Raw genomic sequence first — 16,036 nt, forward strand, 5'->3', positions numbered from 1 at the left:
TCGCGGCACGTTGGCTAAATGGCACCTCAAATTGGCACCTTTGATATCGCGATCGCAGGCGGCGGCCCTTCCGGGTCGGTGGCGGCGGTCCTGCTGGCGCGGGCCGGGTTGCGCGTGGCGCTGGCCACCCTGCCGCCGCGCGGGCCGCGGTATGAGGGGATGTCTGCCCGCGTCGCCGCGATTCTGGCGCGGCACCGGCTGCCGCTGGCCGGGATTGGCCCGGCGGCACAGCGGCATGTCGGCTGGGGCGGGTTTCAGGGCGGCCAGAACAGCGAGCATCCGGCAGACCGCAGCGCCTTTGACGCCGGGCTGCTGGAGGCGGCGCGGGCCGAGGGCGTCAGCGTTATCCATGGATCGGTGTCCAGCGTGCGGCCGGAAGCAGGTGAAATCCGGCTGGCCGATGGCACATGCCTGTCCGCCCGGCTGCTGTTTGAGGCCCGCGGCCGCCGCGCGCCGCGCCAGCCGGGGGAAATGCAGCGGACTGAACTGGCCGGGCCGGACACGATTTCGGTTGCCGGATTTGTGCCGCCGCAGGCGGGAGATATGGAGACACCACGGATCGAGGCGCGGCCCGGCGGCTGGGTCTGGTCGGTGCCGGTGGACCGAGACCGGCTGTGGCTGCAGGCGGTGGGCGCTGCGTCTTCTCTGGGGCAGGCACGCGGCAAGACGGCGGTGGCGGCGCTGTGGGAGAGCGTGCTGGCAGAAACCCCGCTGCCCCGCCATCCAGTTGTCCATGCGATTGCGCCGCGGCTGGCGGCGCCGGATCTGGATCCGCGCTGCCCGCGGCTGGGCGATGCGGCGGTGGCGCTGGACCCGTTGTCGGGGCACGGGATGTTCTGGGCGGTGTCCTCGGCGCTGATGGCGGTGCCGGTTGCGCGGGCGCTGCTGGCGGGGCAGGCGGGTCTGGCCCGCGCGTTCTACCGCAACCGGGTGGCAGAGACGTTCTGGCGGCAGGCGCGGGTTGGGCGGGACTTCTACCGCGCGGCGGGGCTTCAGACGCCGTTCTGGCAGCAGCGCGCCGCCTGGCCGGACGAGGCGCCGGCGCATGACACGGATATCCGCCCGCATGTGGCCAGACGGGTTGTGGTGCAGGACGGGTATCTGGCCCGGCGCGAGGTGCTGATCACCCGCGATGCCCCCGGCGGCGCGGCCTTTGCCGCCGGGCAGGAGATCGTGCCGCTGCTGCGCCGCCTGAACGGCCAGCCGCTGCCGGACGCGGACCGCTTTCACAGCGCACTTCTGCCCGAGGCCCCGCCGCAGGCGGCGCGGGCGATCCATCAATGGCTTTTGTCACAAGGCTTCACCGAGGGGGCGCAGATCCCCTGGGACACTGCAAACAGGGAGACTGATCCATGCAACTACGACCCCGCGGCCTGACGGCTGCACTTCTGATATCAGCGGCGGGCGCGGTGCCGGCGCTGGCCAGCGAGGAGCTGCTGAAAAACACCTGCTCCACCTGCCACACGGCAGAGGAGAACGGGCTGAGCCGGATCAGCGGCCAGCGCAAGACGCCCGAGGGCTGGATGATGACCCTGGTCCGGATGCAGCAGGCGCATGGGCTGGAGATCAGCGCAGAGGACCGCCGCGCCATTGTGCAGCATCTGGCGGACACGCAAGGGCTGGCGCCGTCCGAGGCCGCGCCGTTCCGCTATGCGCTGGAGAAGGACCCGAACGCGCAGGAGAGCTTTGACGAGCCCTTTGCCTCGATGTGCGCGCGCTGCCACACCGGCGCGCGGGGGCTGCTGCAGAACCGCACGGCAGAGGAGTGGGCGCTGCACATGGACTTCCATGTCGGCCATTTCCCGACCATCGAATACCAGGCGCTTGGCCGCGACCGGGAGTGGTACAAGATCGCCCGGACCGAGATTGCAGGCTACCTGGCGGAGCAGAACCCGCTGGAGACCGCGGCCTGGACGGACTGGCAGGCGGCGGACAAGCAGCCGGTGGCGGGCGATTGGGTGGTGATGACCGACCTGCCCGGCATCGGCGAGGCCTATGGCAAGCTGACGGTCAGCGGCGATGCCTCGCCCTATCAGGTCAGCGGCGAGTTCGTGACGGCGGATGGCACCGCGCATCCGGTGTCGGGGCAGATGAACCTTTATACCGGCTATGAATGGCGCGCCAATCTGGACATTGGCGGCACCGCCTACCGCCAGGTGCTGGCGCTGTCGGAGGATGGCAACAGCCTGCAGGGCCGCCAGTTCGACCGCAGCAACGACGCCCTGGGCGCGCCGCTGAGCGGTGCGCGGGACGGGGCAGGCAGCGTCATCCTGGGCACGGTTCCCTCTGCCGTTCCGGCGGGGGAGGCGCAGGTGCAGGTGGTTGGCACCGGGCTGGACGGGCTGGACAGCTCTGCCGGTGAGGCGGCTGCGAACACCTATGGTGCGGCGCTGACGCTGGCGGCCGAGGGCAATGGCGTTGTCACCTTCAGCACAGGCGGGGCAGAGGGGCAGGTCGCCCATTACACCTCGCTCGACAGCCTGAAGGTGGAGCCGGAATTCACCATCGCCCGCGTCGGCGGCGGCAGCGAGGAAGGCCCGGCGGCGGTGCCCGCCTATTTCAACGCGGTTGGCATGTGGAACGGGCCTGACGGCGAGGCCGGGACCGAGGATGACGTGCGCGTCGGTAGGGTTGAGGCGCAATGGACCGTGGCCAACGCGCATGAGCACGCAGCCCACATGAAAGACACTGAATTTGCAGGCGAAATGCAGGCAAGCGGCATCTTTGCGCCGGCGGTTGCCGGCCCCAACCCGGACCGCCCCTTTAGCGCTAACAATGCGGGCGAGCTGACCGTGCAGGCGGAGGCGATGGGCCAGCAGGCGGAGGCGATGCTGATCGTCACCGTGCAGCGCTTCATCGACCCGCCGATCCGCTGAGACAGGGGAGAGAGACCATGAAAGACTTTCACTATCAGCCGGCCAATGCGCACCGTGTTGAGGTCGAAGGGCGGGAGGTTCTGTTCCATGTGCCGACCACCTCGATCTTCGAGATGGACGGGGTGGACCGCGATATCCTCGACTATGCGGCGCAGGCGCAGGCGTTCTCGATGGACGAGTTCGAGGCGCGGTTTGCGGCCGAGGATGCGGCGGCAAGGCTCGACGGGCTGGTGCGGCTGGATATCGTCAACGACGGCCGCCCGCTGCAGCCGGAACGGCCGCCGATCGAGATCGAGACCTTCCCGCTGACGACCATCGTTCTGAACGTCAACACCGGCTGCAACCTGGCTTGCTCCTACTGCTACAAGGAGGATCTGGCGGTGCCGTCCAAGGGCCAGAAGATGGCCTTTGACACCGCGCGGAAGTCGGCGGAGATGCTGCTGGCGGAGAACCCGGACCGGGACAGCTACAACATCGTGTTCTTCGGCGGCGAGCCGCTGTCGAACCTGCCCTTGATCCGGCAGGTCGTGGAGTGGGCCGAGCCGCATTTTCAAGCACTTAGCAAGGAGGTGAACTTCAGCCTGACGACCAATGCAACGCTGCTGACCGAGCCGGTGATTGACTGGCTGGACGCGCACCGCTTTGGCCTGACGGTTTCGATCGACGGGCCGAAGGCGCAGCACGATCTGAACCGCAAGACGGTGGGCGGCAAGGGCACCTATGACACGGTGGCCGCCAAGGCGCGGCTGCTGCTGTCGCGGTACAAGTCCAAGCCGGTGGGCGCCCGAGTCACCCTGACGGCGGGGATCACCAATATCGTGGAGATCTGGGACCATCTGATCAACGATATCGGCTTTGCCGAGGTCGGGTTTTCGCCGGTCACCTCGGGAGACATGGATGCCTTCAACCTGAATGGCGCCGAGCTGCTGGAGGTGTTCGAGGGGATGAAATCCCTTGGTAGACTCTATGTCGAGGCAGCGCTGGAGGGGCGCAACATCGGCTTTTCCAACATGCATCAGATGATGAACGACCTCTATGAGGGGCGTTCCAAGGCGCTGCCCTGCGGCGCCGGGGTGGGGATGCTGGCGGTCAATCACGACGGCGCGCTGAACCTCTGCCACCGGTTCACCGGATCGGAAATGGACCAGTTCGGCACCGTCGATGAGGGCATCAAGCGCAAGGAGCTGTCGGGCTTCATCAAGGCGCGCTCTGACCGGACCGAGAAGGGCTGCGCCACCTGCCGGATCCGCAACCTGTGCGCGGGGGGCTGCTATCACGAGAGCTATGCCCATTTCAGCGACCCGATGATGCCGACCTATCACTACTGCGACCTGATGCGCGACTGGATCGACTTTGGCGTCGCCGCCTATGCCCGGCTGATCGCCCAGGCGCCGCAGTATTTCCACCAACATGTTGCGCCGAGGAGGGCGTTTGGAAAATGAAACCGCTCAATCAGAAAGCCGAACGCGTTCAGCAGGCTGCGTCCCAAGGCCAGATGGAAGAGGTCCGCGCGATGCAGACCGTGACCGCAGGTTGTGCCACCACCTTCGATCCGGGCTGGGAGGTCGACCCCTTTGGCGGCCTGGCTGCCCTGTGCCAGCCGATGGAGGCGGATCTTTACGGCTGCTCCGACCCCTGCTGGTGGCCCGCGCAGGTGCCCGACATCATGGTCAACCACCCGAACTGGGACGAGGGCGCGCCCAATGCCGCCAAGGACTGGCGCGCGCTTGGCGCCACCTATCCCACCGATGCCGAAACCTGAGGAGACCCGCATCATGAAATCCGCGCTTTTTGCTGCTGCCGCGCTCTGCGCCACAGCTCTGCCGCTGGCCGCCGGCGACCTTCTGGTGACGGTGGCCCGGCCCTCCAACCTCTATGTTTTTGACGCTCAGGACCGTTCGGTCAAAGCGGACTGCGATCTGGGGGCGAATGTGACGCCGGGCGTCATTGCGATGTCGCCGGACAACCGCATCGCCTATGTGCTGCTGAACCACTGGCAGGACGTTGTGGGTGTCGATATCGAAACCTGCGAGAAGGTGTTTCACGCCGCCCAGTCCGAGGGCGACGTGACCCGCCGCTCGCTGGCCTCGCTGGCGGTGTCCAAGGACGGCAGCCAGATCTATACGGTGCGCAATCCGGTGCGCAAGAAGACCGACCGCTACGAGGTGATGCAGCCGGAGTTTGCCGTCTATGACGCGGGCGCCGGGCTGGAGGCCAAGCCGTCCGCCACCTTTGAGGCGCCGCGCCGGTCCACCCTGATGGCGAGCGACCGAAACGGTCAGGTCTATGTCGCAGGGCACGAGATCTACCGGGTGGACCCCTCCAACGGCGCGACCGAGGTGGCGATTGCCAATGCCAGCTGGGACCGCCCCACCTACAGCCCGCCGGATGTGCTGGCGTTCTGGCCCACCGGCAGCCAGAACGACGAGATGCTGCTGATGTACACCGCGGCGGTGTTCACCGACGAAACCCAGCAGGAGATGGCGGATTTTGTCTGGGGGTATCAGTCTGTTGACCTCACCACCGGGGAGACGGAGATCGCCGATTTTGCGTCCTTCGAGGTGCTGATGTTCTCCGCCGTGCGCAGCGCGACCGATCCCAAGCACCTTTATGGCGTCTATACCCAGCTGTCCAAGCACAACCTTGAGACCAAGGAGTTGGTGAAGCGGGTGGACCTGCCGCACACCTACTACGTCATCAATGTGTCCAGCGACGGGAAAGAGATTTATGTCGCGGGCACCAATGAAGACATCGGCATCTATGACAGCGAGACGCTGGAGCGGGTGGGCGAGATCCGGATGCCGTCGGGCGGGGATATGTCTGTCTCCACCCTGCATGTCGTGCCGCAGGGATGACCGGGCCTGCTGCCAAACTCTCCCCCCAGCCGGGCGGCGGTGCTGCCGCCCGGGCCGCCTGGCCGCGCCTGCCATCACGTGCGGGCGCGGCGCTTTTCACGCCCGCCACGGCTGCCTGGCTGCTGCCGCTGCTGCGGCCGCACCGGCGGCGGCTGGCAGTGCTGTTGCTGATCAGTTTTGCTGCGGCCGCGATTGGATTGCTGCCGCCCTATATCAGCAAGCTGGTGATCGACCGCGGGCTGATGGCGGGGGATGCGGCGCAGCTGGTGGTCTGGTCTGCGGCGCTGTTTGCGGTTGGCCTGCTGGCAACCGGAACCGGCGCGCTGAGCAATATCCTGCACATGCGCGCCTCTGTCCGGATGCTGGCGCGGATGCGGCAGCGGCTGCTGTCACGGCTGGCCGGAAAGCCTGCCGGGTGGTTTGCCAGCCAGCGCGCGGGTGAGCTGCTGGCGCGGGTGGATGGCGACGCGGCGGAGGTGCAGAAATTTGCGTTCAACGCGGTCCTGGGCGGCTCCTCGGCGCTGATCCGGCTGGTTGGCGGCTCGGCGATGCTGATGGTGCTGGACTGGCGGCTGGGGCTGCTGACGGCGCTGCTGGCGCCTGCGGAGCTGGCCTTTCTGATCTGGGCGCGGCCCCGGACAGAGCGCCACGCGGCGGCGGTGCGCGAGAGGCAGGGGCGGTATGCGGCGGGGCTGTCGGAGACGCTGTTCGGCCTGCCCGCGTTGCAGGCCGCCCGCGGAACGGCATGGGCTGAGCGGCGCAGCCTGCGCGATCATGCCGGGCTGAGCCAGCGGCTGATTGCGCAGAACCTGTGGGGCGAGTTCACCCGTGCGGTGCCGGTGCTGCTGTCGGCCTTGACCCGGTCGGCGATCTTTCTGGCGGGCGGCCTGATGGTGATTCGGGGCGAGTGGCCGCTGGGCTCACTGATCGCGTTCGTGGCCTACATGGGGTTCATGACCGGGCCGATGCAGTCGCTGCTGGGCCTGTGGCACGCGCAGGTGCGGGTCAAGGTAGCGGCGGCGCGGCTGGATGCGGTGATGCAGGCGGATGGCCCTGCCCGGGCGGCCGGTTTTGAGCCTGCCGGCTATGACCTGCGGCTGTCGGGCGTCACCGTTTCCCGCGGGGCGGCGGCGCCGTTGGGGCCGCTGACCCTGACCATTCCCGAAGGGGCCAGGGTGGCGCTGAGAGGGGCGAGCGGGGCGGGCAAGACCTCCTTGCTGGCGGTTCTGTGTGGGCGGGCGCAGCCCCTGGCCGGGCGTGTCACTTTGGGCGGCGCGGACCTGAGCCTGCTGGGCGGGGCCGGTTTGCCAGCGCGGGTCGCCTATGCCGGGCAGCGGCCGTTTACCCTGCGGGCCAGCCTGCGGGACAACCTGTTCCAAAGCCGCGCGTTCTGGGCCAAGCCTGAGTCCGAAGCGCAGGTCTGGGCGCTGCTGGAGCTGTTTGGCTTGGCAGACAGGTTCCGCGGGGCAGGGGGGCTGGACACCATGCTGGGCGAGAGCGGGCTGACCCTGTCGGGCGGTGAGCGGCAGCGGCTGTGCCTGCTGCGGGCGTTGCTGCAGCCCTTTGATATCCTGATCCTGGATGAGGCGCTGTCGGAGGTGGATCCCGCCACTGCGGCCCGCATCCTGGCCCATGTCGACGCGGCGTTCCCCCAGGCCACCCGCATCCTGACCGCGCATGGCGGCGCGGCGGCGGGCGGGGATTTCGATATGGAGATCGACCTGACGGAGGGGGCGGTATGACCCGCGCGCCGCTGATTGCGCTGATTGACGGGCCGCTGGCGGCGGATGCGCCGGGGCTTGTTGCCCGCATGGACCTGTGCGCGCTGCACCCGCGGGCCGCCGAAAGCCCGGCGGCGCTGCACGCCAGCCACATGGCTGCCGCCATCCGGGCCAATGCCCCCGCCGCCCGCATTTTGGGGCTCAGCATCTTTCCGGGGCGGCTTGCCACCTCGCTTGCCACCGTGGCGGAGGCGCTGCGCCGGGCTGCGGAGTCGGAGGCGGCGATCGTTCACTGTTCCTTTGGCCACGGTGAGGCCAGCCCAGTGCTGGCGGAGGGCGTGGCGGCGGTGCTGGCTGAAGGCAAGCTGCTGGTGGCCTCCGCCCCGGCGCGCGGCGCGCCGGTCTATCCGGCAGGGTGCGACGGCGTTCTGTCCGTTCAGGGCGATGCGCGCTGCACGCCCGGCCAGTGGTCGCTGCTGGACCTGCCGGGGGCGCGGTTCGGCGCCTGTCCGGGCGGTCCCGGCGCGCCGGTGCGCGGCGCCAGCCTGGCAGCGGCGCATTTCACCGGGCTGCTGGCCCGGGCCTGCGCGCAAGGCGGGATCGGGGAGATGCTGCGGACTCCGGCCTTCACGGGCCGCGAGCGCATCGGGGCAGGGGGGCCGCACGCCGCATGATCTGCTTTGACAACTGGAACAGTACCCTGCGGGCCAATTGCGGCCATTACTATGCGACACCGGAACGGGAGGCCGGGGTGTGGGCGGGATCGTTCGGCCTGCGCCGGCGCAGCGGTGTGGATGTGGCCGAGATCCGCTGCCCGCCGGCCCGCATCGAGCGCACCCGCAAGGGCATCCTGCGCGATGATCAGGAGCATTTCTTTCTGCTGCACCAGCTGGAGGGCGAGACCGGCATCCAGCACGCGGGCCGCGAGACGCTGCTGCAGCCGGGGGAGTTGCTGCTGCTCGATTCCACCCGCGCGGCAGAGCTGCGCGTCAGCGGCCGGCCTGCGGCGTTCCGGTCGGCGCATCTGCCGCGGGCACTGGTGCTGGAGCGGCGCCGGGAGATACCCGCGGCGGGCTGCAAGATCGCGCCGCCGCATCCGCTGCACGCCAGCCTGTGCGGGCTGCTGGAGGGGACCGGCGGGGAGAACAGCGCGGGATATCTCTTTGATCTGGTGCCGCTGGCCTTTGCCGCCGTCGCGCGTGGGGGAGCCGGAAGCCTCGGCAGCCGCGGGCACCGGTTCCGGCTGGTGCGCGAGACGCTGGAGCTGCTGAGCGGCGATCCGGGGTTGACTGTTGACAGGCTGGCCGCGCGCACCGGGCTGTCGCGGCGCCAGCTGCAGCGCGAGTTTCAGGAGAACGGCACCACCTTCACCGACTGCCTGACCCGCGCCCGGCTGGCCGCGGTCGCGGGCAAGCTGCGCCATGCGGCGCGTCAGGGGGCGCGGGTGCCGATTGCGCAGATCGCCTATGGTGCGGGGTTTGGCGATATCTCCCACTTCAACCGCACCTTCCGCCAGCAGTTCGGCTGCTCGCCGCGCGGGTTCCTCAGCACCTGCGCTTTCAGCGGATCTTTGGCGCAGGACGCAAACTCTTTGGCACCGCTGCCCAAGACCCCGCCGCCGGGGCGTGGTTGTCTTTTGCGATCAAACCCGGCTGACGGATAAACAGGGAGAACGGCAATGGATTATGGCATGCTGATCAACGGCGAACAGGTTTCGGCGGAGCGCATGATCGAGGTGATCAACCCGGCAACGGAGGAGGTGTTCGCCCGCGTGCCGCATGCCTCTGAAGCACAGATGAACGCGGCGGTGGCCGCTGCCAAGGCAGCGCAGAAAGCTTGGGCGGAAACCCCGATGGTCGAACGGCGCGCCAAGGTGGAGGCGCTGGCCGCCGCCATCGGCGAGGAGGCGGACGAGCTGGCGCGGCTGATCACCATGGAACAGGGGAAACCGCTGCCCGAGGCGCAGGGCGAGGTGGCCTGGTCGCAAGGATACCTGGCGCATACTGCGACGCTGGAGCTGCCGGACCGGGTGATCCAGGACGACGCGGAGTTCCGGATCGAGACCCGGCACAAGCCCTTGGGCGTGGTGGCGGGCATCATCGCCTGGAACTTTCCGCTGCTTTTGTGCTGCTGGAAGATCGGGCCTGCGCTGATGGCAGGTAATGCCATTGTGCTGAAACCCGCGCCTACCACCCCGGTTGCGGCGCTGAAGCTGGGCGAGATCTGCGCCCGGATCTTCCCGGCGGGCCTTGTGAACATCATCACCGACGCCAATGACCTTGGCCCCAAGCTGACGGCGCATCCGGATGTGGCCAAGATCGGCTTTACCGGCTCCTCCGAGACCGGCAAGCGGATCATGGCCAGTGCCGCGGACACGATGAAGCGGGTGACGCTGGAGATGGGCGGCAACGACCCGGCCATCGTGCTGCCGGATGTGGATGTGAAGGCGGCTGCGGAAAAGGTCTATGGCGGGGCGTTCCTGAATGCCGGGCAAGTTTGCCTGGCGGTGAAACGGGCCTATGTGCACAGCGATATCTACGAGGACTTCTGCGCCGAGCTGGTGGCCCTTGCCGAACAGGCGGTGGTCGATGACGGCATGAAGCAGGGGACGACCATCGGCCCGATCCAGAACAAGGCGCAATTCGACAAGATCAAGGGCTTCCTGGAGGACGCCCGCGCCTGCGGCAAGATCATCGCCGGCGGGACGCCCAAGGACGGCCCCGGCTATTTCGTGCCGCCCACCATCGTGCGCGATGTGACCGACGGCCAGAAGATCGTCGACGAGGAGCAGTTCGGCCCGGTCCTGCCGGTGATCCGCTTTGACGATATCGACGATGTGATCGCGCGGGCCAATGCCTCCGATTACGGGCTGGGCGGGTCGGTGCATTCGGGCGATACTGCCAAGGCAACCGAAATCGCCGGGCGCATCGAATCCGGCACCATCTGGGTGAACCAGCAGTTGAACATCGGTCCGCATATCCCGATGGCCGGTTTCAAGGGCTCTGGCTTGGGGGTGGAACAGTCGGTCGAGGGGCTGGCGGAATATACCCAGATGCAGGTGATCAACGTCGCCCGCGGCTGATCGCGTTTGACCCTTGCCCGGGCTGCCGTCGCGGCGGCCCGGTCCGTTTATCCAGCAGAGGACGGCCATGACTGACCTGCACCCTGATCCTACCGCCCCGATTGACGGCCTGTCGCATGTGCGGGGGCCGAATGAGCCGCCGCTGCAGCATATCACCATCCCGGCGCTGCTGCGGCAGGCGGTGGAGCGGCATGGCAGCCGCGAGGCGCTGGTGTTCCCGGATGCGGGCATCCGGATGACTTATGCGGAGCTGGCGCAGCAGGCGGATGAGCTGGCGGCGGGGCTGCTGGAGCTGGGGGTCGTCAAGGGCGACCGGGTCGGCATCTGGTCGCCGAACCGCTGCGAATGGGTGCTGACCCAGTTCGCCACCGCCCGGATCGGCGCCATTCTGGTGACGATCAACCCGGCCTACCGGCTGGCGGAGCTGGAATATGCGCTGAACAAGACCGGCTGCAAGGTGCTGATCGCGGCGGAAAGCTTCAAGAGTTCCAACTACCTGGGCATGATCCGCGAACTGGCGCCAGAGCTGGCTGACGCCGCCCCCGGCCAGCTGGCGGCGGTGCGGCTGCCCGCCCTGCGCCATGTCGTGGTGATGGCGGCGGATCCCGGCCCCGGCGTTCTGCCCTTTGAAACCTTGCAGGAGATGGGCGCGGGTGCGGACGCCGCCGCGCTGGACGCGCTCAGCGCGGACCTGACACCGGAGGAGGCGATCAACATCCAGTTCACCTCCGGCACCACGGGACTGCCCAAGGGGGCGACGCTGACGCATTTCAACATCGTCAACAACGCCCGGTTCGTCACCAGCCGCATCAAGCTGACGCAGGCCGACCGGCTGCTGGTCCCGGTGCCGCTGTACCATTGCTTTGGCATGGTGATGGGGGTGCTGGGGGCGGTGTCCAAGGGGGCGGCGATGATCTTCCCGGGTGAGGCATTTGAACCCGCCGCGGTGCTGGAGGCCGCCGCCGCGGAACGCGCCACCGCGCTTTATGGCGTGCCGACGATGTTTGTCGCCATGCTGCAGGAGCTGGACCAGTCACCCCGCGATGTGTCCTCCCTGCGCACCGGCATCATGGCCGGCGCGCCGTGCCCGATTGAGATTATGCGGCGGGTCAACCGCGACATGCATATGCAGGAGGTGACGATCTGCTATGGCATGACCGAAACCGCGCCGGTGTCCTTTCAGAGCTTTACCTCTGATCCGGCAGAGAAACGCTGCACCACCGTGGGCCGGGTGCATCCGCATCTGGAGGTGAAGGCGGTGGACGGCGAGGGCCGCACCGTGCCCGCGGGGGGGCGGGGCGAGCTGGTGGTGCGCGGCTATTCGGTGATGCAGGGCTATTGGGACGACCCCGCCGCGACGGCGGAGGCGATCCGGGACGGCTGGATGCGCACCGGCGATCTGGGCACGTTTGACGATCAGGGGTTCTGCAGCATCACCGGGCGGGTGAAGGACATGATCATCCGCGGCGGCGAGAACATCTATCCGCGCGAGATCGAGGAGTTCCTGATCCGCCATCCGGACATCGCGGATGCGCAGGTGTTCGGGGTGCCGGACGACAGGTTCGGCGAGCAGGTCTGCGTCTGGGTGGTGCCTGCGGCGGGCGCCAGCCTGGAGGAAGAGGCCGTGCGCAGCCATTGCCGCGGCCAGATCGCCCATTTCAAGATCCCGCAGCATGTGCGGATCGTGGCGGAGCTGCCGATGACCGTCACCGGCAAGCCGCAGAAGTTCCGGATGCGGGACGAAATGGTGCGGCAGCTGCAGGCCGGCTAAGGCAGGATCAGGACGGCAGCGTCTCCAGCAGGGCGCGGGTTTCCGGCATTTGCTGCAGGCTGGCGGCAATGCGGGCGCGCCAGGCCGGGCCGCGCTCCATCGCGGTTTCATACGCCTCGGCCAGATCATCGGGGCGCTCGGCGTGCAGCACCTCGATCAGGAAGGCGGCCTGGGCCCGGTCCTTGCGCGATTTCAGCGCATCGGCGCCGCCGCGGCGGCGGTCGGCGACGATCAGCTTGTGAATGGCAAAGCGTTCGGGCCGGGGGATCTGGATCAGCACGCCGGAGCGGTAGAGCAGGGGCGCCTGCAGCGGTTCGGCAATCAGGTAGTTGAGGAAATGCAGGCTTTGGGCGCTGACGCCGAGGGCGGGCAATTCGCGCAGGCCCTCCTGATCGCTGAACGACGGGGTGAGGAATTCCACCAGGGTGCGGCGGTCGGTCTGCCGCCAGCGCCAGACCTGGCCTTTTTCGGTGGAGGGCAGGGGGTCGAATTTCAGTTCCGAGAAGACATCGGCCAGCGGGGCGTCGACACTGTCCTGCAGCACCAGCGATAGCCGCTCGAAACTGGCGATGTCGATGTCGTCGGTCATCGCCGCCTGGTCGAAGGTGATGCGCACGCCCAGCTCGCCCTCGTAGCAGCGGAAGGCCTGGGTGCCGACCAGGGTGCCGCCCAGCCGGAACACCCCGGCGCGGGCCATGGCGGAGATCACCTGGCCGCTGCCGGCGTCCGCCATAAGATAGCCCTCGGCGCGCAGGGTGCGCATCAGGCGGGCGCGCTCGCGGCTGGCCTGTTTCTCGGCCTCGGCGATCGGTTTCTGGCGCTCCAGCCGGCTGCGCAGTTCCTCCGTGTCTTCGCCGATGTAGCGGTCCACGGTTTCGGTGCCGATCCGGTAGTGGTCGTACCAGTAGCGCTTGCGGCCGATGGTCTTGAGTTTGGGGGCGCCGCGCAGGCCGGAGACGGCGCTGTCCTTGAGCGAGCGCAGAAGATCGGTCCAGGCGGCGGTGCCGGCGGCGGAGTGGTGGTGGATCACGGGGCTGCCCCACAGAAAATTATTTGTGGGGTATGTATAGCCGGTTTTCTTACCCTACGAAATATTTTTTGTGGGGTAGGGGTGGCGGGAAGCGGGCGGGGCTGGTGATTCTGCGCTCTGCGGCAATTGTCTTGGGGTTTGCGGCGCGGGGCGCTATACAATTGAACCATGACAATCTGGTATCCCGATCCCGCTTCGCTGGCCACGCCGCTGCACAGCAGCCTGGCCGCCGCCATCGCCAAGGCCATTTCGGACGGGCGGCTGCCCAAGGGCACGCAGCTGCCGACCCACCGCAAAATGGCGGAGGAGCTGCGGCTGAGCGTGCACACCGTCAGCAAGGCCTATGAAAGCCTGCGGCGGCAGCGGCTGATTGACGGGCAGGTGGGGCGCGGCAGCTATGTGCTGGACCCGGATACGTCCAATGACCAGCCGTTCCAGCTGAGTTCGGAGAAGGGCGGCGGCTTTGATCTGTCGATCTCGCGCCCGCTGTTTTCGCAGCAGCATGCGGAGCGGTTTCAGCAGGCGCTGAAGGAACTGCCGGAGGCGCTGGACCCGAGTTATTACCTGTCCTGCCGCCCCAATGTCGGCCATGACGCGCACCGCGCCGCGGGGGCGGAGTGGCTGAGGATCTGCGGGCTGGAGGTGCCTGCGGAGCGGATCATCATGACCAACGGCGCCAGTCACGGAATGTCGGCGGCGCTGTCGGCACTGACCCGGCCGGGCGATACGGTGGTGTCGGACAAGATCACCCATCACCTGCTGGTGTCGGGATGTTCCTACCTTGGGCTGAACCTGGCCGGGCTGGAGACGGACGGCGATGGCATCCTGCCCGACGCGCTGGAGCGCTATTGCCGGGAGCAGTCGCCCAAGGTGCTGTTTTTGCTTCCCTCCCTGGCCAACTCCACCGCCGGGATGATGCCGGAAGAGCGCCGCCGGGCGCTGGTGGGGATTGCCCGCAAATATGATCTGCACATCATCGAAAACGATGCCTTCGGCCCGGTGGCGCAGGACCGCCCGGTGCCGGTTTCGGCGCTGGCGCCGGAGCGGTCGATTTACCTGACGACCTTCACCAAATGCACGGTGTCGGGGCTGCGCGCGGGCTACCTGGCAGCGCCGGAGCATCTGCTGCCGGCGCTGACCGGGCGGATTGTGGTGTTCGGCTGGATGGCGACGCCCCTGATGTGCGAGCTGGCCACCCGCTGGGTGCAGGACGGCACTGCGCTGGAGCTGGCCCAGTGGCAGCGCCGGGCGCTGGCGGAGCGGTATGCCATTGCCGAAGACGTGCTGCAGGGCTGGGACTGGCAGGGGCATCCGTCGGCGCTGCACCTGTGGCTGCCGCTGACCGCGGGCTGGACCACCGCCAGCTTTGTCTCCTACGCGCAGGAGCTGAAGGTGGCGGTCGCCCCTGATGCGCCGTTCCTGACCCCCAAGACCCCGCCGCAGAACGCGGTGCGGGTCTCGCTGGGCAGCGTGCAGGATCAGGACCGGTTCCGGCAGGCGCTGGAGCTGATCGGCGGGATGCTGGGCCGTCCGCCGGAGGGGATTGCGCCCTTCACATACTGATTGTCCTGCAACAATAAAAAAATTGACATGCAGTACAATTCCTCTCAAGTCTGTCGCAGCGGTGCGCAGGCACCGGTGAGACTTGGGAGGAAATCATGGCTCAGACAGTCACATTCAGCTTCGCCGCCCTGGCAGCGGCGGGGATTGCCCTGGCGGGCAGCGCGGCGCAGGCGGACACCTGGCGGTACGCCTTTGAGGAGGCGATGACCGATGTGCAGGGCGTCTATGCGCAGAAGTTCAAGGAAGAGATCGAGGCGAACTCGGATCACGAGATCCAGCTTTTCCCCTATGGCACGCTGGGCGAATCCGCCGACATCATGGAGCAGACCCAGGACGGCATCCTGCAGTTCGTCGACCAGTCGCCGGGTTTCACCGGCTCCTTGATTCCCGAGGCGCAGGTGTTCTTTGTGCCCTATCTGCTGCCAACCGATCAGGACCACCTGGCGCGCTTCTACAAGGAGAGCAAGGCGATCAACGGTATGTTCAAGCCGCTCTATGCCGATCAGGGGCTGGAGCTGTTGAACATGTTCCCCGAGGGCGAAGTGGCGATGACCACCAAGACGCCGGTCACGACCTGCGCCGATCTGGACGAGGTGAAATTCCGGGTGATGACCAACCCGCTGCTGGTCGAAAGCTACAAGGCCTTTGGCGCCACCCCGACGCCGCTGCCGTGGGGCGAGGTGTACGGCGGTTTGCAGACCAATGTGATCCAGGGGCAGGAGAACCCGACGTTCTTCCTGTACTCGACCAAGATCTATGAGGTCACCGATTACATCACCTATGCCGGCCACAACAATTTCACCACCGCGGTGATGGCCAACAAGGATTTCTATGACGGGCTGAGCGCCGAGGATCAGCAGCTGGTGCAGAACGCGGCGCAGGCGGCCTATGACCACACGGTGGTCTACCAGCAGGAGGCGGCAGAGACCGAGCTGGCCAAGATCATGGAGGCCAAGCCGGAGATGCAGGTGACGGTGCTGACCGACGAGCAGCGCAGCTGCTTCAAGGAGGCGGCGGCTGAGGTTGAGGCCAAGTTCATCGAGATGACCGGCGACAGCGGTGCCGCGATCCTGGAGCAGATGAAGGCGGATCTGGCGGCCACCGCCAACTGACGCCTGCATGGCGCGTGCTGCTGAGC

At 67.5% G+C, this 16,036-nt stretch carries 13 protein-coding genes; 12 read left to right on the forward strand and 1 reads right to left on the reverse strand.

The features are described from left to right. Window positions 1–18: 18 nt before the first annotated feature. The 10 genes from qhpG to PHA8399_RS08395 all read left to right on the forward strand — a co-directional run bounded on the left by qhpG (window position 19) and on the right by PHA8399_RS08395 (window position 12,305). Complete coding sequence (qhpG, locus tag PHA8399_RS08350) at window positions 19–1,377, forward strand: flavin-dependent monooxygenase QhpG (RefSeq protein WP_244270180.1); 1,359 nt, start codon at window positions 19–21, stop codon at window positions 1,375–1,377. After that, window positions 1,353–2,876, forward strand: a complete 1,524-nt coding sequence (gene peaA / locus PHA8399_RS08355; protein WP_058285695.1) for a quinohemoprotein amine dehydrogenase subunit alpha — start codon at window positions 1,353–1,355, stop codon at window positions 2,874–2,876. The genes qhpG and peaA overlap by 25 nt, the downstream gene beginning before the upstream one ends. Window positions 2,877–2,893: 17 nt before the next feature. Beyond that, complete coding sequence (gene peaB, locus PHA8399_RS08360) at window positions 2,894–4,318, forward strand: quinohemoprotein amine dehydrogenase maturation protein (protein WP_058285696.1); 1,425 nt, start codon at window positions 2,894–2,896, stop codon at window positions 4,316–4,318. Then, window positions 4,315–4,638: a quinohemoprotein amine dehydrogenase subunit gamma gene (gene qhpC, locus PHA8399_RS08365; RefSeq protein WP_058285697.1), complete on the forward strand. Its 324-nt coding sequence runs from the start codon at window positions 4,315–4,317 to the stop codon at window positions 4,636–4,638. The genes peaB and qhpC overlap by 4 nt, the downstream gene beginning before the upstream one ends. A 13-nt stretch (window positions 4,639–4,651) precedes the next feature. Then, entirely contained in the window at window positions 4,652–5,731 is a 1,080-nt protein-coding gene (gene peaD / locus PHA8399_RS08370; protein ID WP_058285698.1) for a quinohemoprotein amine dehydrogenase subunit beta, read from the forward strand. Next, window positions 5,728–7,473 carry an ABC transporter ATP-binding protein gene (locus PHA8399_RS08375; RefSeq protein ID WP_058285699.1) on the forward strand — a complete coding sequence of 582 codons (1,746 nt, stop codon included), beginning with the start codon at window positions 5,728–5,730 and terminating at the stop codon, window positions 7,471–7,473. The genes peaD and PHA8399_RS08375 overlap by 4 nt, the downstream gene beginning before the upstream one ends. Beyond that, window positions 7,470–8,126: a S8/S53 family peptidase gene (locus tag PHA8399_RS08380; RefSeq protein ID WP_058285700.1), complete on the forward strand. Its 657-nt coding sequence runs from the start codon at window positions 7,470–7,472 to the stop codon at window positions 8,124–8,126. The genes PHA8399_RS08375 and PHA8399_RS08380 overlap by 4 nt, the downstream gene beginning before the upstream one ends. After that, window positions 8,123–9,115, forward strand: coding sequence for a helix-turn-helix domain-containing protein (locus PHA8399_RS08385; RefSeq protein WP_082649495.1), 993 nt, complete (start codon window positions 8,123–8,125; stop codon window positions 9,113–9,115). Before PHA8399_RS08380 ends, PHA8399_RS08385 begins: the two co-directional genes overlap by 4 nt. A gap of 15 nt (window positions 9,116–9,130) precedes the next feature. Continuing rightward, complete coding sequence (locus PHA8399_RS08390; protein WP_058285701.1) at window positions 9,131–10,534, forward strand: aldehyde dehydrogenase family protein; 1,404 nt, start codon at window positions 9,131–9,133, stop codon at window positions 10,532–10,534. 67 nt (window positions 10,535–10,601) lie between these two features. After that, window positions 10,602–12,305: an AMP-binding protein gene (locus PHA8399_RS08395; protein ID WP_058285702.1), complete on the forward strand. Its 1,704-nt coding sequence runs from the start codon at window positions 10,602–10,604 to the stop codon at window positions 12,303–12,305. Window positions 12,306–12,312: 7 nt separating this feature from the next. Here PHA8399_RS08395 and PHA8399_RS08400 read toward each other — a convergent pair whose 3' ends face one another. Then, entirely contained in the window at window positions 12,313–13,335 is a 1,023-nt protein-coding gene (locus PHA8399_RS08400; RefSeq protein WP_058285703.1) for a nucleotidyltransferase family protein, read from the reverse strand. Between the two features lie 168 nt (window positions 13,336–13,503). On the opposite strand from PHA8399_RS08400, the gene ehuR reads away from it, so the two are divergent. Together ehuR and PHA8399_RS08410 are read left to right on the forward strand one after the other, a co-directional pair. Continuing rightward, window positions 13,504–14,898 carry a MocR-like ectoine utilization transcription factor EhuR gene (ehuR, locus tag PHA8399_RS08405; protein WP_058285704.1) on the forward strand — a complete coding sequence of 465 codons (1,395 nt, stop codon included), beginning with the start codon at window positions 13,504–13,506 and terminating at the stop codon, window positions 14,896–14,898. A gap of 95 nt (window positions 14,899–14,993) precedes the next feature. Beyond that, a complete protein-coding gene (locus PHA8399_RS08410) occupies window positions 14,994–16,010 on the forward strand; it encodes a TRAP transporter substrate-binding protein (protein WP_058285705.1) in 1,017 nt (338 codons plus the stop codon). Window positions 16,011–16,036: the final 26 nt, after the last annotated feature.

This window comes from Leisingera aquaemixtae (assembly GCF_001458395.1).
Lineage (GTDB): Bacteria > Pseudomonadota > Alphaproteobacteria > Rhodobacterales > Rhodobacteraceae > Leisingera > Leisingera aquaemixtae.